This is a genomic window from Mangrovibrevibacter kandeliae (genome assembly GCF_024519155.1).
In the GTDB taxonomy this organism is placed as follows: Bacteria; Pseudomonadota; Alphaproteobacteria; order Rhizobiales; family Rhizobiaceae; genus Mangrovibrevibacter; species Mangrovibrevibacter kandeliae.
The window spans coordinates 298,565-317,102 of sequence record NZ_JANIFJ010000005.1 but is presented as its reverse complement, the minus strand read 5'-3'; the positions used below and the strand labels follow the sequence as shown (position 1 = coordinate 317,102).

General features: G+C 68.3%; 17 protein-coding genes and 2 pseudogenes. 2 read left to right on the top strand and 17 right to left on the bottom strand.

Annotated elements, in window-relative coordinates:
• From NPA30_RS15075 to NPA30_RS15030, 11 genes and pseudogenes are all read right to left on the bottom strand, one after another.
• Positions 1–648 (bottom strand): NUDIX domain-containing protein, encoded by a 648-nt coding sequence (locus NPA30_RS15075; RefSeq protein ID WP_256803556.1) that lies wholly within the window; start codon positions 646–648, stop codon positions 1–3.
• Positions 645–2,300: an ABC transporter ATP-binding protein gene (locus tag NPA30_RS15070; RefSeq protein ID WP_256803555.1), complete on the bottom strand. Its 1,656-nt coding sequence runs from the start codon at positions 2,298–2,300 to the stop codon at positions 645–647. The genes NPA30_RS15075 and NPA30_RS15070 overlap by 4 nt, the downstream gene beginning before the upstream one ends.
• A 10-nt stretch (positions 2,301–2,310) precedes the next feature.
• Positions 2,311–3,357, bottom strand: coding sequence for a cation diffusion facilitator family transporter (locus NPA30_RS15065; protein ID WP_256803554.1), 1,047 nt, complete (start codon positions 3,355–3,357; stop codon positions 2,311–2,313).
• Positions 3,354–3,578 (bottom strand): type II toxin-antitoxin system VapC family toxin, encoded by a 225-nt coding sequence (locus NPA30_RS15060; protein WP_256803553.1) that lies wholly within the window; start codon positions 3,576–3,578, stop codon positions 3,354–3,356. The genes NPA30_RS15065 and NPA30_RS15060 overlap by 4 nt, the downstream gene beginning before the upstream one ends.
• A 43-nt stretch (positions 3,579–3,621) precedes the next feature.
• Positions 3,622–3,786: pseudogene (locus NPA30_RS19640) on the bottom strand (PIN domain-containing protein); the annotation flags it as partial.
• Positions 3,777–4,031, bottom strand: a complete 255-nt coding sequence (locus NPA30_RS15055; protein ID WP_256803552.1) for a hypothetical protein — start codon at positions 4,029–4,031, stop codon at positions 3,777–3,779. The pseudogene NPA30_RS19640 and the gene NPA30_RS15055, both read right to left, overlap by 10 nt.
• 23 nt (positions 4,032–4,054) lie before the next feature.
• Positions 4,055–5,257: an ABC transporter permease gene (locus NPA30_RS15050; protein WP_256803551.1), complete on the bottom strand. Its 1,203-nt coding sequence runs from the start codon at positions 5,255–5,257 to the stop codon at positions 4,055–4,057.
• Position 5,258: 1 nt separating this feature from the next.
• On the bottom strand, positions 5,259–6,395 hold the full coding sequence (locus tag NPA30_RS15045) for a microcin C ABC transporter permease YejB (RefSeq protein WP_256803550.1): 1,137 nt from the start codon (positions 6,393–6,395) through the stop codon (positions 5,259–5,261).
• Between the two features lie 126 nt (positions 6,396–6,521).
• Positions 6,522–8,390, bottom strand: coding sequence for an extracellular solute-binding protein (locus NPA30_RS15040; RefSeq protein WP_372338828.1), 1,869 nt, complete (start codon positions 8,388–8,390; stop codon positions 6,522–6,524).
• Positions 8,390–10,324, bottom strand: a complete 1,935-nt coding sequence (locus NPA30_RS15035; RefSeq protein ID WP_256803548.1) for an extracellular solute-binding protein — start codon at positions 10,322–10,324, stop codon at positions 8,390–8,392. The genes NPA30_RS15040 and NPA30_RS15035 overlap by 1 nt, the downstream gene beginning before the upstream one ends.
• A 225-nt stretch (positions 10,325–10,549) precedes the next feature.
• Positions 10,550–11,422 (bottom strand): c-type cytochrome, encoded by an 873-nt coding sequence (locus NPA30_RS15030; RefSeq protein WP_256803547.1) that lies wholly within the window; start codon positions 11,420–11,422, stop codon positions 10,550–10,552.
• Between the two features lie 226 nt (positions 11,423–11,648).
• Between NPA30_RS15030 and NPA30_RS15025 the strand changes: the two genes are divergently transcribed.
• Positions 11,649–12,377, top strand: a complete 729-nt coding sequence (locus NPA30_RS15025) for a 3-deoxy-manno-octulosonate cytidylyltransferase (protein WP_256803546.1) — start codon at positions 11,649–11,651, stop codon at positions 12,375–12,377.
• Between the two features lie 2 nt (positions 12,378–12,379).
• Entirely contained in the window at positions 12,380–13,348 is a 969-nt protein-coding gene (locus tag NPA30_RS15020; protein WP_372338823.1) for a prephenate dehydratase, read from the top strand.
• Positions 13,349–13,369: 21 nt separating this feature from the next.
• Here the strand turns inward: NPA30_RS15020 and bluB are convergent, their stop codons facing one another.
• The 6 genes and pseudogenes from bluB to NPA30_RS14995 all read right to left on the bottom strand — a co-directional run bounded on the left by bluB (position 13,370) and on the right by NPA30_RS14995 (position 18,513).
• Positions 13,370–13,978 carry a 5,6-dimethylbenzimidazole synthase gene (gene bluB, locus NPA30_RS15015; RefSeq protein WP_256803544.1) on the bottom strand — a complete coding sequence of 203 codons (609 nt, stop codon included), beginning with the start codon at positions 13,976–13,978 and terminating at the stop codon, positions 13,370–13,372.
• Positions 13,979–14,087: 109 nt separating this feature from the next.
• Positions 14,088–14,345 (bottom strand): annotated as a pseudogene (locus NPA30_RS19635) (hypothetical protein); the annotation flags it as partial.
• Positions 14,346–14,375: 30 nt separating this feature from the next.
• Complete coding sequence (locus NPA30_RS15010; RefSeq protein WP_256803543.1) at positions 14,376–15,068, bottom strand: TetR/AcrR family transcriptional regulator; 693 nt, start codon at positions 15,066–15,068, stop codon at positions 14,376–14,378.
• A gap of 233 nt (positions 15,069–15,301) precedes the next feature.
• A complete protein-coding gene (locus NPA30_RS15005) occupies positions 15,302–16,660 on the bottom strand; it encodes an enolase C-terminal domain-like protein (RefSeq protein ID WP_256803542.1) in 1,359 nt (452 codons plus the stop codon).
• A gap of 12 nt (positions 16,661–16,672) precedes the next feature.
• On the bottom strand, positions 16,673–17,515 hold the full coding sequence (locus tag NPA30_RS15000) for an ABC transporter ATP-binding protein (protein WP_256803541.1): 843 nt from the start codon (positions 17,513–17,515) through the stop codon (positions 16,673–16,675).
• The gene (locus tag NPA30_RS14995; protein ID WP_372338822.1) at positions 17,512–18,513 is read right to left on the bottom strand and encodes an ABC transporter substrate-binding protein; all 1,002 of its coding nucleotides are present in this window, start codon (positions 18,511–18,513) and stop codon (positions 17,512–17,514) included. The genes NPA30_RS15000 and NPA30_RS14995 overlap by 4 nt, the downstream gene beginning before the upstream one ends.
• Between the last annotated feature and the right edge of the window lie 25 nt (positions 18,514–18,538).

The window sequence follows — 18,538 nt, the reverse complement described above, 5'->3', positions numbered from 1 at the left end:
TCAGGCCTCGTCGAGGGTGGCGTTGAGCGCGGCGGCGCGGGCACGCCCCTTGCGGGCGAACCAGTGGGTGCAGTTGACGAGGAAGCCGTTTTCGACGCGGCCTTCGTCCACCGCATCGATCAACTCGTCGACCTTCGCCAGAACCGGCCGGATGTCCTCGCCTTCGTCTGCCTGACCGGCGGCGCTCGGCAGGTCCGACGCATCGACGATGGCCAGATAGATGATGGCGTATTCGTCGGAGAAGCCCGGCGAGGAGAGAAAGGCGTAGCAGCGCTCGATCGCCTTCGCCGCGAGCCCGGTCTCCTCCGTCAGCTCGCGCGCCGCGGCCTCGTCCGGCGCTTCGCCCGGGTCGATCAGGCCCGCCGGCAGCTCGAGCGACGCCGCGTTCGCCGTCGCGAGGGCCGCGCCGATGCGGAACTGCCGGATCGCGACGATCGCATCGAGCGCCGGATCGTAGGGCACGACGACCACGATCGAGCCGATGGCGATCGCCTCCCGCCGAACCGGCGCGCGCATCTCTCCGTCGTCGAGCCCGCGATAGGAGACCGTCCAGTCGCTGAAGGTGCGGAAGTTGTCGGCCAGCACCTCCTGCGCATGGATCTCGAAGTCGAGCGGCTGGTCGGCGAGCGCGTCGCGATAGTGGCTCACTGCGACACCACCCCGGTCGGCGCCGTCTCGATGCGGAAGGCGGCTGCCATCAGGGCTTTCGTGTAGTCGGTCTGCGGCCGATCGAAGATCTCGTCCGCCGGCCCGCGCTCGACCACGACGCCGTTGCGCATCACGATCACCTCGTTCGACAGGGCACGCACCACCTTCAGATCGTGGCTGATGAAGAGATAGGCGAGGTTGTGGCGCTTCTGCAGGTCGCGCAGGAGATCGACGACCTGCGCCTGCACGCTCATGTCGAGCGCCGAGGTCGGCTCGTCGAGCATGACGAAGCGCGGGTTCAGCACCATCGCCCGGGCGATCGCGACGCGCTGGCGCTGGCCGCCGGAGAACTCGTGCGGATAGCGGAATCGGGTCGCCGGATCGAGACCCACCTCCTCGAGCGCCGAAACCACCCGAGCGTCCCGCTGCGCGGCCGACAGGGAACGCTCATGAATGCGCAGCCCCTCGGCGATGATGTCGGCGATCGACATGCGCGGCGAGAGCGAGCCGAACGGGTCCTGGAAGACGATCTGCATCCGCTCGCGCAGGGGCCGCATCGCGCGGAGAGCGCGGGTGTCGATGCGCTCGCCCTCGAAGCGGATTTCGCCCTGCGAGGAGATCATGCGCGACAGCGCGAGGCCGAGCGTCGTCTTGCCCGAGCCGGACTCGCCGACGACGCCGACGGTCTGGCCGGCGCGGATCGCGATGTCGATGCCGTCCACCGCCTTGACGTGATCGGTGGTGCGGCGCAGGAGGCCGGTCTTGATCGGGAACCAGACCTTGAGGTCGTGTGCCTCCATCACAACAGGCGCATTGGCGTTGGCCGGCGGCGGCGCGCCCTTCGGCTCGGCAGCTAGGAGGTGCCGCGTGTAGTGATGCTGCGGGTTCTCGAAGATCGCTGCGGTCGGCCCGGTCTCGACGATCTTGCCGCGATACATCACGCAGACCCGGTCGGCGATCTTGCGCACGATGCCGAGATCGTGGGTGATGAACAGCATCGCCATGTGCCGATCGGCCTGCAGCTTTTTCAGCAGTTCCAGGATCTGCGCCTGCACGGTGACGTCGAGCGCGGTCGTCGGCTCGTCGGCGATCAGGAGGTCCGGCTCGTTGGCGAGCGCCATGGCGATCATCACGCGCTGGCGCTGGCCGCCCGACAGCTGGTGCGGATAGGCGCCGAGACGCTTCTCCGGCTCGCGGATGCCGACCTGTCGCAAGAGTTCCAGCACGCGTTCGCGCGCCTGGCGGTCGGACAGTCCGCGATGAAGCTTCATCACCTCCCCGACCTGCTTCTCGATCGTGTGCAGCGGGTTCAGCGAGGACATCGGCTCCTGGAAGATCATCGAGATCTTGTTGCCGCGGACCTTGCGCAGGTCGCGCTCGTCGTCGTCGATCAGGTTCTCGCCGCGATAGAGGATGGCGCCCCGCGGATGGCTGGCGGCCGGGTAGGGCAGGAGCTTCAGGATCGAGAGCGCCGACACCGACTTGCCGGAGCCGGACTCGCCGACGAGCGCCACCGTCTCGCCGGGCGCGATGTCGTAGGAGATGCCGTCGACGGCGGTCGAGACGCGCTCGCCCTGGCGGAAGGCGACGGCGAGGTCCTGGACCGAGAGGAGGGTCTCGGCGGGTGACGTCCGGGCTGCAACCTGGTCCATGCGGGGTTCCTCAGACGGGCGCGGCGTGGGCGTGATGGTCGGAGTGGGTGTGGCCGGCGTGATCGTGCGGATGGTGCGCGTGCTCCCGGTGACCACAGCCGTCTTCCACCTCGTCCGCGCAGATGCCGTACTCGATCTCGACCGTGGTGTGGCCGATGCCGAAGGCCTCGCGCATCTCGGCCTTGATCGCACGCGTCACCGCCATTGCGTCGCTGTCCTCCTCCAGGCAGGCGTGGAGAGTCGCCATCTTGCGCTCGGGCGTGATCGTCCAGGCATGCAGATGGTGAACCTCGCGCAGCCCGGCGACCTGCCGGGTGAGATGCGGCGCGACCGCCTCGACGGCGAGATCGGTCGGCGCCCCCTCGAGCAGCACCTGACCGGCGTCGCGCACCAGCCTGTAGGCGGAGGCGAGCAGCAGCAGCGCGACGAGGACCGACAGGATCGGGTCGATCGGGGTCCAGCCGGTGAGGAGGATCACCAGCGCCGCGGCGAGCGCGGCGACCGAGCCGAGAAGATCGCCCATCACGTGCAGCAGCGCGCCGCGCATGTTGAGGTTCTCACGGTCGCCGCCGTGCAGCACGAAGAACACCGCGACGTTGACGAGCAGTCCGGCCGCGGCGATCGCGAGCATCGGGCCACCGAGGATCGCGGCGGGCTGCTCGAGCCGGTGCCACGCCTCGTAGACGATCAGCGCGGCGATGGCGAAGAGCGCAAGGCCGTTCACGAAGGCGACGAGCACCTCGAAGCGATCATAGCCATAGGTGCGCCTGTCGTCGCGTGGCTTGCGCGTCAGCCGGAACGCGATGACGCCGAGGCCGAGCGCCGCGAAGTCGGTCAGCATGTGCCCGGCATCGGCGAGCAGTGCCAGCGAGCCGGACCACAGGCCGCCGACGACCTCGGCCAGCATGAAGGCGCCGGTGAGGATGGCGGCGATGGTCATCCGACGCTCGTTGGCGCCATGGGCGTGGCCGCCGATGGCGTTGTGCGAATGGCCGTGGTGGTGGCCGTGGTCACCCGAAGGGTGGTGGTCGTCATGCATGGTCCGGCGATCGCTCATCTGTCTTCGGCACCATCGAGATCAAGGGCTCGAAGGCGAACGACGGTTTCGGGTAGTTGCAACCGTCTGTCCTCGGACAGGAGGTGGCTGCATCCGGTTTCGACGGCTGTCGCGATATGGATCGCGTCCGCGAGTTTGTTCTTCAGTTTCGCCCGCATGGTGGCGCTCCGTCTCAGAATGGTCCGATCGACCGGCACCACCAGCAGCAGCGGACCGGACACGAGCGTTTGCTCGTAGATCCACCAGAGCGGCGTCTTCGAGTTCGACCGGCTTGGCGAGGGCCTCGGCCAAGGTCAATTCGCTCGTGAATAGCTGGCCTCTGTCTGCCGCGACACGTTGCACGAATCGCCTCAGGGTGTCGTTCCGCCGCTCCACCAGGTCGATGAAGACGTTCGTGTCGAGATAGATGGTGCCGCCGGTCAGTCCCATTCGTCCCGCAATTCGCGAACGCGCGCCACGGCCTCTTCGATGCTCGGGTTCCGATCTGCCGCGGCCCCCCAGAACCTCAGGAGCGACGACTGCCGCGCCTCGATCGCGTCCGCGGCCGGTTCAGGCTCGACGAACTCGCCTTCGAAGACGGCGGTCACCGGCTTGCCCGGAGCGAACGCCGCGCGCACATCTTCGGGAAGTTCATTCAGTTCGAGCGTCTTCGTGATTTTACCGATCTCGCCCACGGCCATTGTCCTCTCGACCTGTCCTACCCGAAGCTCTTCCTGGGGTCGAAGGCGTCGCGCACGGCCTCGCCGATGAAGACCAGCAGCGACAGCATCAGGCTTATCACGAGGAAGCCGGAGATGCCGAGCCAGGGCGCCTGCAGGTTGTTCTTGCCCTGAGCGAGAAGCTCGCCGAGCGAGGGTGAGCCGGGCGGCAGCCCGAAGCCGAGGAAGTCGAGCGAGGTCAGCGTCGAGATCGAGCCGTTCAGGATGAAGGGCAGGAAGGTCAGCGTCGCCACCGTCGCGTTGGGCAGAAGGTGGCGGAACATGATCGTCCAGTCGCCGACGCCGAGCGCGCGCGCCGCGTTGACGTATTCGAAGTTGCGGGCGCGCAGGAACTCCGCCCGCACCACGCCGACGAAGGCCACCCAGGAGAAGAGCAGCATGATCCCGAGCAGGATCCAGAAGCCCGGCGGCAGGATCGCGGCGATGATCAGCAGCAGATAGAGGACCGGGATCGACGACCAGATCTCGATGAAGCGCTGGAACAACAGATCCACCCAGCCGCCGAAATAGCCCTGCACCGCGCCGGCGAAGACCCCGATCACCGCCGAGGCGGCGGTCAGCACGAGGCCGAACAGCACGGAGATGCGGAAGCCGTAGATCAGCCGGGCGAGGACGTCGCGTGCCTGGTCGTCGGTGCCGAGCCAATTCCAGTTGCCGACGATGCAGTTCGGATCGTCGACGCCTTGGGGATAGCGCTGGCAGCGCTCCTCCTTGGTGAAGGTCCAGGACGGAGCGGAGGGCGCCGGGGTCGGAATCTCGTTGTTGACGCTCTGGTAGGAGTAGCGGATCGGCGGCCAGATCGCCCAGCCGTTCTGGTCGATCTCGTCCTGTACGAAGGGATCGCGGTAGTTCGTGACCGGCAGGAAGCCGCCGAACACCTCCTCGGGGTAGTCGACCAGGATCGGGTAGTAGAAATCGCCCTTGTACTCGACGAGCAGCGGCTTGTCGTTGGCCACCACCTCGGCGAGCAGCGTCACCACGAACAGCACGGCAAAGATCCACAGCGACCAGTAGCCCCGGCGATTGGCCCTGAAGTTGCGCCAGCGCCGCTGGTTGAGCGGCGACAGGCGCGGCGGTCGGCTCGGCTCGGGCGACAACTGGCCGAGCCCGGCCGCCTCGTCGAGTGCCGTGTCGCGGGCCTCGAGTTCCTGCGGCCGGTCGGCGTCGCGGATCGTGTCCATCTCAGACCTCCCGCCGCTCGAAGTCGATCCGGGGATCGATCCAGGTGTAGGTGAGGTCGGAGATCAGGCTCGTGAGAAGTCCGATCAGCGAGAAGATGTAGAGCGTCGCGAAGACCACGGGGTAATCGCGCTTGTAGATGCTCTCGAAGCCGAGCAGGCCGAGGCCGTCCAGCGAGAAGATCGTCTCGATCAGCAGCGAGCCGGTGAAGAAGGCCGAGATGAAGGCGCCCGGAAAGCCGGCGACGATGATCAGCATGGCGTTGCGGAAGACGTGGCCGTAGAGGACGCGCCGCTCGGTCAACCCCTTCGCCCGGGCCGTGGTGACGTACTGCTTGCGGATCTCGTCGAGGAAGGAGTTCTTCGTCAGCAGCGTGGTCGTGGCGAAGGCCGAGAGCGACAGCGCGATCAGCGGCAGCGTCAGGTGCCAGAAGTAGTCCGGCACGACGCGGCCGAAGCAGCGCGGGAAGCTGAACGAGTTGTCCCAGGGCGCGCACCAGTCGCCGTGCAGGTTGTCGGACAGGAGCCCGCGCAGCGGGAACAGGTCGTAGAAGGAGCCGCCGGCGAAGAGGACGATGAGGAGGACGGCGAACAGGAAGCCGGGGATCGCATAGGCGACGATCACGACGCCGCTGGTCCACACGTCGAAGGCCGAGCCGTCCTTCAGCGCCTTCTGGATCCCGAGCGGAATCGAGATCAGGTAGGAGAGGAGCGTGATCCACAGGCCAAGCGAGATCGACACCGGCATCTTTTCCAGGATCAGGTCGATCACCGAGACGGAGCGGAAGTAGCTGTCGCCGAAGTCGAAGCGCAGATAGTCCCACAGCATCTTGCCGAAGCGCTCGAGCGGCGGCTTATCGAAGCCGAATTGCTTCTCCAGCCGCTTGATGAACTCCGGATCGAGCCCCTGCGCGCCGCGATATCCCGAGTTCGAGCCGCCTTGCGTCGATTGCTGCGCGCCGAAATCGGCACCCGAGCCACTGACGCGTTCGGCCGCGCCGCCACCTTGACCCTGCAGTTCGGCCAGCACCTGTTCGACCGGTCCGCCCGGCGCGAACTGGATGACCACGAAGGAGATCGCCATGATGCCGATCAGTGTCGGGATCATCAGGAGCAGGCGGCGAAGGATGTAGGCGCCCATGAGCGGTGTCTGCTGCTTCTCGTCTAAGGCGGCGCGGCACAAGGAGAATCAGCGCCGGCCGGGCAGCGGGCACTGTGCCACAAGCGCCCGCGGGTTGCGAATGGCGTCGCGGTCAGACGCGTCGCCTCAGGCGCGGCCGATCGCCTTCGCCTTCTGTTCGTCGAACCACCAGAGCGATTCGACCGGCCAGCCATAGTCCGGTTTCGGCTCCTTGAAGCCGAAGACGTTCCAGTAGGCGGCCCGGTGCACCGGCGAGGTGATGTTCGGCAGCCAGTCGAGCCGCCACCGCAGCACACGGTCGAGCGCCCTCATCACCGTGTTCAGTTCCTCGCGGCTGGTCACGCCCGCGACACGCTCGATCAGCGCGTCGACGCCGGCATCGGCCATGCCCGGATAGTTGTAGCCGCCCTGACGATCCTTCGAGCTCGAGCCGAAGAACAGCGCCAGGCTCTCGCGTGTCGGGTTCGAGCCGAGCGAGAAAGCCGCGAGGATCATGTCGAAGTCGAAGCGGTTGATCCGGTCCTGATACTGCGCCGCATCGACGAGGCGGATCGAGGCGTCGACGCCGAGGGCGCGCAGCGTCTCGAACATCTTGGCGTAGACCCGCTGCTGCTCTGCGCCGTTCGACAGGAACTCGAGCTGGAACGGTTCGCCCCCGGCGTTGGCGAGCCGGCCGTTCTTCTGTGTCCAGCCGGCCTCGCCGAACAGCCGCAGCGCCTCGCGCAGCACCGTGCGGTCGCGCCCGCTGCCATCTGTCACCGGCTGGGTCCAGACCGGGCCGAACACCGCGTCGGGGATCTGGCCGCGCAGGGGTTCGAGCAGTTCCAGTTCGGCCGGCGACGGGGTGCCCGTCGCCACGAAGTCCGAGCCCTCGAAGGGCGACTGCGAATGCGAGCGCTGGCCGAACAGGAGGTTGGCGTTGGTCCACTCGAAGTCGAAGCACATGTTGATCGCGCGCCGCACGCGCGGGTCCGCGAAGCGCTCGCGCCGCTGGTTCAGCGCCCAGCACTGGAAGTGAGGGCGGTGCTCGGCGGGGAACTCGCGCCTCACCACCTCGCCCCGAGTGACGGCAGGAAAGTCGTACTCGGTCGCCCAATCCTTGGTGGTGAACTCCTCGCGGAAGGTGATCAGACCCTTCTTGAAGGCTTCCAGGGCCGGCTGTCGGTCACGGAAGAAGTCGATGCGGATCGTGTCGAAGTGGTTGAGGCCACGTGCGAACGGCAGGTCCTTCGCCCAGTAGTCCGGGCGCCTGCGGTATTCGACGAACCGGCCGAACTCGAAGTTGCCGATCGCGTACTGGCCGCTGCCGGGAATGGGTTCGCTACCGGTGCGCGCAAACGTCTTGCCGTCGAAGAAGGCCTTCGGAACGATCGGCATGCCGAGGGCGTCGAGCGCGTCCGGCAGGCTCTGCTCGCCGGAGAAGGCGATCGTGACGGTTCGCTCGTCCTCGGCCGTCGCCGCGACCATCGTGCGCAGCACCACCTGCAGGCTCGGATGGCCATCGACCTTGAAGGTCTCGTAGCTGAAGGCGACGTCGGCTGCCGTCACCGGGTCGCCCGTCGAAAAGCGAGCCTCCGGCCGCAGCCGGAAGGTGAAGCGGTTCTTGTCGGGCGAGACGCTGACGCTTTCGGCGAGCGCGCAATAGTAGGAGCTCGGTTCGTCGAGCGTCGAGGTCATCAGCGAATCGTAGAGGAGCTCGATGCGAGGCGGTGCATTGCCTTGCAGCACGAAGGTGTTGAGCGTGTCGAAGGTCAACGGCGACTGGTTGAGCACCCAGTTGGAGACTGCCAGGTTCATCTCGCCACCATCCGGCGCGTCCGGCGCCGCGTAGTCGAGAACGTCGTAGCCTGGACCGTATTTCAGGTCGCCGAACACCGAAAGAGCATGCAGCGGGGTGTCGGCGGCGATGTCGGCCGCCGCGAGGCGGGGCAGAAGCGCGCCGGCGCCGGTCGCGAGCGCCAGCTGCCCGAAGCGGCGGCGGCTGAGCAGGTGCATCATGGCTTGGCCGAGGCCGCGTCGCTTCCGGCCTGCTTGATCCACCAGGAGTAGGGATCGATGCCCGAGGATTCCGGCTGCTTGTCCGGCATCCCGAACTTGTCCCAGTAGGCGAGCCAGATCTTGCCGAGATACCACTGCGGGACGACGTAGTAGTTCCAGAGCATCACCCGATCGAGAGCGCGCGTCGCCGAGACGAGCTCCTCGCGGTTCGGTGCAAACACGATGTCGTCGATCAGCTTGTCGACCGCCGGATTCTTGATGCCGGCGTAGTTGCGGCTGCCGGGTGCGTCGGCGGCAGCGCTCGACCAGAAGTCGCGCTGCTCGTTCCCAGGCGAGAGGGACTGCGGATAGTACTTGATCGAGGTCGCCTCGAAGTCGAAGTTGCGCATCCGGTCGATGTACTGGTTCTGGTCGACGACACGGATGTTCGTCTTGATGCCGAGGCGATTGAGCTGCCGCGCATACGGCGAGAGGACGCGGTCGTCGCTCGGGTCGTCGGCGAGGAACTCGATGGTGAAGGGCTCGCCGGTCTGGCCGTCGACGAGCGAGGAGCCGCGCAGCTCGTAGCCGGCCTCCTTGAAGAGGCTGAGCGCCTCGCGCAGGTAGCTCCGCTCCGCGTTGGGCTGGCTGTAGTCGGGCAGGGTGTACGCCTTGGTGAAGACCTCGTCCGGAATCGTTCCGCGCAGCGGTTCCAGGTACTTCAGCTCGCCCGCCGACGGCAGGCCCTCGGCGGCGAGTTCGCTGTTCGCCCAGTAGCTCGTGATGCGCTGGTAGAGGCCGAAGAACAGCGTCTGGTTCATGTCCTCGAAGTTGTAGGCGAGAGTCAGCGCCTTGCGCACGCGCGGGTCGGAGAACTTCGGCAGGCGGTCGTTGAGGACGTAGGCCTGCATCGACTCGACGCCGTGACTCTCGAGTGTCTTGCGGATCACCTCGCCGCTCTCGGCGGCCGGGAAGTTGTACTCCTGCGCCCAGCGGCGCGAGATGTTCTCGATCCTGTAGTCGCTGAGGCCGCCCTTCTTGAACGCTTCCCAGGTCGCGTTGGAGTCGCGGAAATAGACGTAGTGCATCGTGTCGAAGTTGTAGCGACCGACGCGCGTCGGGTTGTCGGCGGCCCAGTAGTCCGGCACCCGGACCCAGTCGATGCTGGAGCCGGGCGTGAAGGCGCCGATCTTGTAGGGACCGGAGCCGAGCGGCGGCTCGAGCGTCGGCTGCGTGATGTCGCGCGTCTTGCCCGAAGCATCCTTGCCCTCCCACCAGTGCTTCGGCAGCACGGTGAGATCGCCCATGATGTTCGGCAGTTCGCGGTTGTTGGCCTGGTCGAAGCGGAAGGTCACCTCGTTGTCGCCGGTCTTCTCCGCCGACACGACGTTGTGGTAGTAGGACGCCCACTGGGGGTGCAGCGACTTCAGCGTTTCGAAGCTCCAGATCACGTCCTCGACGGTGATCGGTTGGCCATCGTGCCAGCGCGCCTTGGGATTGAGCCGGAAGGTCGCCGACGAGTAGTCCGCCGGGTACCGCACCGCTTCGGCGACCAGCCCGTACGAGGTGGCCGGCTCGTCGGTCGATTGCTCCATCAGCGTGTCGTAGAGCAGCCCGCCGCCGAAGTTCGGAAGGCCGGCGGCCGGTGTGCCCCGCACGATGAACGGGTTGAAGCTGTCATAGGAGCCGACGGCGACGGAGTTGAAGGTTCCGCCTTTCGGCGCGTCGGGATTGACGTAGTCGTAGCGCTTGAAGTCGTCGCCGTACTTGGACGGCCCGATCAGCGACGTCCAGCTGCGCCACGCGGTGTCGGCGGCCTGACCTTCCGGGGCGGCCGCGGGCGTTGCGGAGGGCGTATCCTGCGCTTGCGCCGGCGTGGGCAGCGGAGCGAGCGCCAGGAACAGCGGCAGTGAGAGGATCAGGTGGCGGACGGGGCGCAGGGGCAGCGTCAAGTCGAACTCCGGTCGCATCGTGACGGGTCGGCGGGTCGGCGGGGCGGCGCAAGACCCGATGGCGGCATTGTGGGCCGGGCATTGTGGCCTTCGTTCGATCACATAGGGTCGGCCACCGAAAGTCTAACCACGTAAGGGAGGCGGCGCGACGGTGACGTGCTCAGCCGCCAAACAAAAAACCGGGCACAAGGCCCGGTTTCTCAGGTCGTTTCGCGCTTCTCCGCTTCACTGTGCCGGAGCGGGCTGTCCTTGCGCCGGCGCCGGTTGCGCCGGAGCCGCACCCTCGCCCGCGGGGGCACTGGTGTCCCCGGCAGTCGGCGCACCCGCCGGCTGGCCCTCCGGCTGCGGCGCGTTCGGCGTGGTGTCGCCGGTCGCCGGTGCGGTGGCCGGGGCAGGCTCGGAGGCGGTGCCCATCTTGTTGCCGGTCGTGGTCGTGTCTGTGGTGGCCGCGCCCTGCACCGCCGCGTTGCTGTCTGTCGTGGTCGAAGGATCAGTCGCGGCCGGCTGGTCGCCCGCCGGCGCCGCCGTGTCGGCACCCTCGGCCGGCGGCGGGGGCAGCGGCTGCGGGTTGTCGCTGAGGGTGCGCAGGTAGGCGATCAGATTGGCGCGGTCCTCAGGCTTCTTCAGGCCGGCGAAGCCCATCGCGGTGCCGGGGATGCGCTGCTTCGGGTTGGCGAGGAAGTAGTAGAGGTGGTCGTAGTCCCAGTGCTCCTCGCCGCCCTTGGAGAAGTCCTTCATCGCAGCGGAGTAGCTGAAGTCCGAGATCGAGGCGATCGGGCGGCCGACCACGTCCCACAGATGCGGGCCGACTTTGTTGGCGCCACCCTTGGAGCCGTCGTGGCAGGCCTGGCACTTCTTGAACTGCGCCTCGCCGGCGCTGGCGTCGGCCGACTGCAGAAGCGCCTCGATCGGCTCTTCCTTCGTCTCCTCGGCGCCGCCCGCCGCGGGAGCGGCCTCCTCGGCGGCCGCGACGACGAAGCCCGGCTTCTCGGGGACCTCGGAGTGGAAGATACCTTCGGCGAGGAGACTGCCGCCGAACACCAGGAAGACCGTCCCCAAAACGGCGCCGAGAATCTTGTTGACTTCGAACGAATCCATAGGCTGGGACGGCTCCCTCGTCAGGCCGCCCGCGATGCGGCCGGCGCAGCTCCCTCAAAACGCGCCGGACCCTAGGTCTTTTGCCTTGCGAAGGCAACACCTATAAGAGGCGCGCGCAAGCCTGGAAGCGCCGTATTTACAGGTGTTTCGGCTGGCTTGCTGTCGGTTGCGGAAGTCTTCGAACCGGCTTCGGCAACCGGATCGTCGCCCGGGTGAAAGGTACCGGATGTCCACGCTCGTTCTGATTCCCGCCCGGCTGGCCTCGACCCGCCTGCCCGGCAAGCCGCTCGCCGACATCGCCGGCAAGCCGATGATCCTGCGTGTCGCCGAGCAGGCGACTGCCGCGGCACTCGGCCGGGTCGTCGTCGCGACCGACACGCCCGCCGTCGCCGCCGCGGTGCGCGCCGGCGGCTTCGAGGCGGTGATGACCCGCGTCGAGCACCAGTCCGGCTCCGACCGCATCTACGAGGCGCTGCAGGCGGTCGATCCGGATGGGGAGGTCGAGACGGTGGTGAACGTGCAAGGCGACCTGCCGACCATCGATCCGGGAATCATCGCCGCCGCGCTGGCGCCGCTCGCCGATCCCGCCGTCGACATCGCGACGCTGTGCGTCGAGATCACCGAGGCGGGGGAGAGGACCAACCCGAACGTCGTCAAGCTCGTCGGCGCGCCGCTCGCCGCCCGGCGGCTGCGGGCCCTCTACTTCACCCGCGCGACCGCGCCCTGGGGCGAGGGGCCGCTCTACCACCATGTCGGCCTCTACGCCTACCGGCGCGCCGCGCTGGAGCGCTTCGTGGCGCTCGGCCCGTCGGCGCTCGAACAGCGCGAGAAGCTGGAGCAGCTTCGGGCGCTGGAGGCGGGGATGCGGATCGACGCGCGGATCGTGGACACCGTGCCGCTCGGCGTCGATACGCCGGAGGACCTCGAACGGGCCAGGGCCCTGTGTGGAGCATGACGATGACAGCAGACGACCGGCCGATGATCGCCTTCCAGGGCGAGCCCGGCGCCAACTCCGACATGGCCTGCGCGGCCGTGTTCGGAAAGGCCTACGAGCCGCTGCCGTGCCCGTCCTTCGATGACGCCTTCGCGGCGCTGAAGAGCGGCACGGTCGAGCACGAGGGCCGCACCCGCACGGTCGAGCGGGCGATGATCCCGATCGAGAACACGCTCGCCGGGCGCGTGGCCGACATCCACCTCCTGATGCCCGACTCAGGCCTGCAGATCGTCGGCGAGTACTTCATGCCGATCCACTTCCAGCTGATGGTGCTGCCGGGCGTCGGGCGCGACGAGATCCGCAGCGTCCACAGCCACATCCACGCCCTCGGCCAGTGCCGGAAATACATCCGTGCCAATGGCTGGAAGCCGGTGGTAGCGGGCGACACGGCAGGTGCGGCGCGTGAAGTCGCCCAGAGCGGCGAGCGCAGCCGCGCGGCCCTCGCGCCGCGGCTCGCGGCCGGCCACTACGGGCTCGACATCCTCGAGGAGGACGTCGAGGACGCCGCCAACAACGTCACCCGCTTCGTCATCCTGGCCAATCCGGACCACCAGCCGCTGGTCGACCCGGAGGAGCAGCGGCTGAGCCTGTGGGCCGGGCGCGACGCAGCGATCGACGCGGCCGGGCGCGCCTATATCAGCCGCGACGTCGTCACCACGTTCGTCTTCCGGGTCCGCAACATCCCGGCGGCGCTCTACAAGGCGCTCGGCGGGTTCGCGACCAACGGCATCAACATGACCAAGCTCGAGAGCTACCAGCTCGGCGGCAGCTTCTCGGCCACGCTGTTCTATGCCGACGTGGAGGGCCATCCGCACGATCCGGCGCTCGGCCGGGCGCTGGAGGAACTCCGCTTCTTCTCCGCCGAATACCGCACTCTCGGCGTCTACCCGGCGGCGTCCGACCGGCGGGCGCTGCTGCTGCCGGGCGAGTAGCCGCGGTCACGCCGGGCCGGGTCAGCGGACGAGAACCGTCCGCCCCGCACCCGTGCGTCCCTGCCAGCCGCGGCGCTCCAGTTCGGGCGTCGCGTGCTCCTCGGCCGGCCAGCCGAGGCAGAGATAGGCGACGAGGCGCCAGCCGGCCGGCACGTCCAGCGCGGCCGTGACCGCTTGCGGGTCGAGGATCGAGACCCAGCCGAGGCCGAGGCCCTGCGCCCGCGCAGCGAGCCACAGCACGTGGATCGCCCCGACCACCGACCAGTCGAGTGTGTCCGGTATCGTCCCGCGGCCGAGGCCGTGGCCCTGAGCGGTCGCGCCGTCGCAGAACACCGCGAACTGCAGGGGCGCGCGGTCGAGCCCGGCGAGCTTGAGGCCAGCATAGAGGCGCGCCCGATCGCCCTCGTAGCCCGCGAGTGCCTCCTCGTTGCAGGCCTCGAAGCTCGCGCGCACCGTGGCGCGCGCGCCGGCGCTCTCGACCCGCACGAAGCGCCAGGGCTGGCTGTTGCCGACCGAGGGCGCCAACTGCACGAGGTCGAGGAGATCCTCGACCAGCGCTTCCGGCACGGCGTCCGTCCGGAAGTGGCGCACGTCGCGGCGCCAGACGAGCAACTGCTTCAGGATCTCCACGGCGGGTCCGTCGGCGGCGGAAGGCGGGCTGGAGGGTGCATCCATGCTGCAGCCATACGGGCTCGCGGGCCGCCGCGGAAGTCGTGCGAACGGCGCTGCGACACCGGGCTCAGCGGCGTTGTGGTGGATCGCTTACGGGAGCCGTGCCAGGAGCGCCGCACCGGCCGCCGGCCCCGGTCAGGCGCATCATCTCGGCGCTCATCCGCGCACAGTAGAGGCTGGCGGCCGCCGTGCGTTGGCCGCTCGTCAGCATCGCCGGGTCGACGCTCCAGCGCCCATCGTCGTCCGGAAACGGCCCGGTGCCCGGCACGAATCCCGGATCGATCGCGATCTGCCCGTCGACCGCAGCCGCGACTTCCGCCGGCGAGGGCTCCCGGCGCGGCGGTCGCGCGGTCGCTCAGCCGCCGGGCTTCAGCCCGTTCATCACGAAGTCCACGACGTGGTCCCGGCGGGTGTCGACGCCGCTCTTCGACTTCAGGTCCTTATCGAGGATCACCGACAGCGTGTAGATGTTGGAGAAATAGAAGAACGAGATGCCGGCGATCGTCAGCCACAGCTGCGCCGGGTCGACCCCGGCGCGGAAGACGCCGGTCGCGACGCCGCGGTCGAGGATCGTCTGGATCATGCCGATCAGCGGCGAGTGCATCGACTTGATGCGCGAGGAGTGCTTCAGGTGCCGGGCCTGATGCAGGTTCTCGCTGTTCAGGAGATTGATGAAGACGCGATCGCCGACGAAGGACTCGAAGGTGTAGCGCACGAGGGTCCGCATCGCCTGTTCCGGCTCGAGTTCGGCGAGATGCAGCCCGAGCTCGGCGGTCCGCACCCGCTCGTAGGCGGCTTCCAGGACGGCCAGCCAGAGCCCCTGCTTGTTGCCGAAATAGTGGTAGATCATGCGCTTGTTGGCGCGCGAGCGCGCGGCGATCGCATCGACCCTTGCGCCGGCAAAGCCGCGCGAAGAGAACTCGCTCGTCGCCGCCGCGAGGATGTTGGCCTTGGTGCGCTCCGGATCCCGTGTCCGCGTCCCCGTGGCGGCCGCCGGCTTGGCGGCCTGCCGCTCGGTGTCGCGCTCGGGGGAGATGGCGTCGTCCAAGGCAGCTCTCCTCTCAGCAATCCGGCGGCAGCAGCCGGGGCGGTGCCGTTCATCGGGCGTGCCGCCCGCCTGCGCGGCATGTCCGGTTCGCTCATTCCTGCGGACCGGGGCCCGGATCTGATCGATCCGGGCTTCGACCCCTGGCATCGGCTGCGCCGATCTTCGTCGTCAAGCAGAAGAGCGCGATAGCGCAGCGGCGCAGATTGCGCCACGGCTGACGCAGTAATTTCACGTCAGATCGCGCGCATGGCGCTGAAATCGGGCTCGGCTCCGCTGGCAAAGCCCGGCGCCGTCAGAAGCGAGGCCGTCGGCAGCACGCCGCCGCGCACCGCCAGCCGCCAGCCCTCGCCGCCGTTCGCATAGAGATCGGGATGCGCCGCCGCCATCGCGTCTGCCTCCGCAGCAGGGGCCGGACCAAACCCGTCGACATAGTGATGGCCGTTGCGCTCGACATGCGCGATCCCGAGGAGGGCGGCGAGCGCGGTGTCCTGCTGCACGGCGAGGCCGGGCTGGCAGGTGAGGTCCTCGCCGGCGACGAAGAAGCGGCCGGGTTGCCCGGCCTCGGCGCTGAGCCGGCGCGCCCGGGCGCCGTTGAGGAGCGCCTTGTAGAGGCCCTTGCAGCTCTTGGAGGACACGCCGCGATAGCCGAGCCCGACGGCACGCGGAAACGCGTCGAAGCGCCCGTCCGACTCGTCGATGATCACCGGCACGGCCTCGGCGACCGAGCCGAGCGGCGTCGCAAGCGTCAGGTCACGCGGGAAGGGCTGCTCGAGGTAGAGGAACCGTCGGCGGGCGAAGCCGAGGTCGTCGCGGCTCTGCAGGGCCTCGACGAAGCGGGCGAGCGGATCCGGGCGGTACTGCTCGTTGGCGTCGAGGGTGACGCCGTCGATCGCGCGGTCTCCCAGGCGGCGGCCGATGGCGGCCAGCCGCTCGATATCCGCCTCCGGATCGCCGCCGAGCTTGATCTTGAGGTGCCGGATGCCGCTTTCGGCGAGGCTGTGGTCGAGAGCGTCGAGGTCATCGACCATGCCGACGGTCCAGCGCACGGCGACGGCAGCCGGCGGCGCACGGCCCGACAGGACGGCGTGGATCCCGACCTCGTCGAGATCCGGCGTCAGCCGCGCGTCGAGGCCCGCGAGATTGCCGGTGATGCCGTCGCGGGCATTCGTGCCGAACGCGCGAAACAGCGCGTCGAGGATCGCCTTGTCGATCACCGAGGGGCCGTAGCTCGTGACGAGCTCGGCCGTCCCCGGCGTCGGCACCGCCGTCGTCTCGAAGCGGACGCGATGGCCGAACGCGGTGTCCGCGCCCTCCGCCGCGAGGTAGGCATCCCGCGCCGACACCAGGCTGCGGCGCAGGTCGTCCACCGTCTCGGCCGGGCTGCGCTCGGGGCGCCGGTCGAACCAGCGCGGCATCATCATCTCGGCCGTCGCGCCGCTCGCGCGGCCGGCGCCGTCGACCGAAATGACCACCCGCACGAAGGCCTGCGGCGCCGAGCGCACCGTCACGTCGCCGAAGCGGAACGGGTGGAGAAACGTCATCTCCCGCTCGAACAGGTCGATCGCCTCGATGCGGATCGCCGGAGCCCTCATCGCCTCTCCCTCTCAGTCCAGGGCGCCGATCGCTGCGAAGTGGCCGCGGATCCGCTTCACCAGGGCGATGAAGCCGCGTTCGCCCATCATCTCGAGGTCGCGCGGTCGCGGCAGCTCGACGTCGTAGACCGCCTCGATCCGACCGGGGCGGGGCGACATCACCACGACGCGGTCTGCCAGGAACACGGCCTCCGGGATGGAGTGGGTGATGAACAGAATCGTCTTGCCGGTCGCGCCGTGGATGCGCTGCAGCTCGACATTCATGTGCTCGCGCGTCATCGCGTCGAGCGCGCCGAAAGGCTCGTCCATCAGGAGGATCGCCGGGTCGTGCACGAGTGCCCGGCAGATCGCCGCGCGCTGCTGCATCCCACCGGAGAGCTGCCAGGGGTAGCGGGTCTCGAAGCCCTTCAGTCCCGCTGTTTCGAGAAGCTGCAACGCCCGTTCACGGTACCGCGCACGGTCGAGCCGGCGCACATCCACCGGCAGCATGACATTGCCGAGCACGCTGCGCCAGGCGAGCAGCACCGGGCTCTGGAAGACGATGCCGACGTCGTCCGGCGGTTCGCGCACCGGGCGGCCCTCGATGGAGATCTCGCCGCTCGTCGCCGGGATCAGGCCGGCCACCAGCTTCATCAACGTGGACTTCCCGCAGCCCGACGGCCCGACGACGGCGACGAACTCGCCGGCCCGCACGTCGAGGCTGACGGAGGAGAGCGTCGGCGTCTCGCCCGCCTTCGTTCGATAGGTCTTGGAGAGGTCGCGGATCCCGATCAGCGGGGCGGCAACCGGCGGGATGGGCACCGGACCGGCGGCAGCCGGCCCGGTCTCTGCGACGCGCGACGTGGCGATCCTCATTCGGCCGCCGGCAGGTAGTCGTTGGTGTAGAAGGTGTCGACTTCGTCCTTGGCCTCGGCCTCCAGGCCGCCATACTGGATCAGGAGATCGACGGTCTGCTGCATGTTCTGCGGCGTGACGCGGAACGGTGGCTGACCCTCGGTGTCCTTGGTGTGGTAGAGCGGGATCGTGCGCTGGAAGCCCTCCAGAAGCGTCGGCTCCTTGCCGGCCTTCGGCAGCGCGTCGAGGATCGCCTTGGCCGCTTCCTCCGGATGGGCCGAGGCATACTCCACCGACTTCGTCGCCGCGGCCATGAAGTGCCGCACGAGGTCCGGGTCGTTCGACAGCGTGTCGTCGTTCACGATCACGCCGGACGAGACCATGTTGATCCCGTAATCGGCGAACATGATCGGCGTCACGTCCTTGCCGGTCGCGTCCTTCAGCTTCATGCTCTGGTCCATCGAGTAGCCGAGCAGCATGTCGGCGCGCCCGTTCGCGACGGCGTTGAGCTTGGTCTGCGCGTCGCCCGAGACGACGTTGAAGTCGGAGTCCTTCAGGCCGGTCGTCTTCAGGAAGAGCGGCCAGATCTGCGACATGGAATCGCCGGGGGTCATAGCGACCGTCTTGCCCTTGATGTCCTCGGGCTTGCGGATGTTCTTGTCGGTGAAGGCCATTACCGACATCGGCGAGAGCTGCAGCGCGACGCCGACCGCCTTGACCGGCGCGCCCTTCACCGCGGCGCGGATCATCGTCGGCACGTCGGCATAACCGAAGGTCGCCGTGCCGGCGGCCACCGCCTGGATCGTCAGCGCCGAGCCGCGCCCCTCCTGGATGTCGAGATCGACGCCCTCGTCGGCAAAGAAGCCCTTCTCCTTGCCGAGATAGAACGGTGCGTGCTCGCCGTAGACGTACCAGTTGAGGAGCAGGGTGGCCTTCTCGGCGGCCGCGGCACTGTGCATCGCGGCAAGGCTCGCGGCGCCGGCGACCAGCATGCCCGTCAGAACGGTCTTCAGCGTCATCGTCTTTCTTCCTCCCGTTGTTGTC

Excerpts from the sequence above, each read along its gene's own strand:
- NPA30_RS15040 (WP_372338828.1), bottom strand. The coding sequence starts at position 8,390 with ATGCACCTGCTCAGCCGCCGCCGCTTCGGGCAGCTGGCGCTCGCGACC.
- NPA30_RS15000 (WP_256803541.1), bottom strand. The coding sequence starts at position 17,515 with ATGAGGATCGCCACGTCGCGCGTCGCAGAGACCGGGCCGGCTGCCGCC.
- NPA30_RS15065 (WP_256803554.1), bottom strand. The coding sequence starts at position 3,357 with ATGAGCGATCGCCGGACCATGCATGACGACCACCACCCTTCGGGTGAC.
- NPA30_RS15070 (WP_256803555.1), bottom strand. The coding sequence starts at position 2,300 with ATGGACCAGGTTGCAGCCCGGACGTCACCCGCCGAGACCCTCCTCTCG.
- NPA30_RS15020 (WP_372338823.1), top strand. The coding sequence starts at position 12,380 with ATGACAGCAGACGACCGGCCGATGATCGCCTTCCAGGGCGAGCCCGGC.
- NPA30_RS15005 (WP_256803542.1), bottom strand. The coding sequence starts at position 16,660 with ATGAGGGCTCCGGCGATCCGCATCGAGGCGATCGACCTGTTCGAGCGG.
- NPA30_RS15050 (WP_256803551.1), bottom strand. The coding sequence starts at position 5,257 with ATGGACACGATCCGCGACGCCGACCGGCCGCAGGAACTCGAGGCCCGC.
- NPA30_RS14995 (WP_372338822.1), bottom strand. The coding sequence starts at position 18,513 with ATGACGCTGAAGACCGTTCTGACGGGCATGCTGGTCGCCGGCGCCGCG.
- NPA30_RS15045 (WP_256803550.1), bottom strand. The coding sequence starts at position 6,395 with ATGGGCGCCTACATCCTTCGCCGCCTGCTCCTGATGATCCCGACACTG.
- NPA30_RS15025 (WP_256803546.1), top strand. The coding sequence starts at position 11,649 with ATGTCCACGCTCGTTCTGATTCCCGCCCGGCTGGCCTCGACCCGCCTG.
- NPA30_RS15030 (WP_256803547.1), bottom strand. The coding sequence starts at position 11,422 with ATGGATTCGTTCGAAGTCAACAAGATTCTCGGCGCCGTTTTGGGGACG.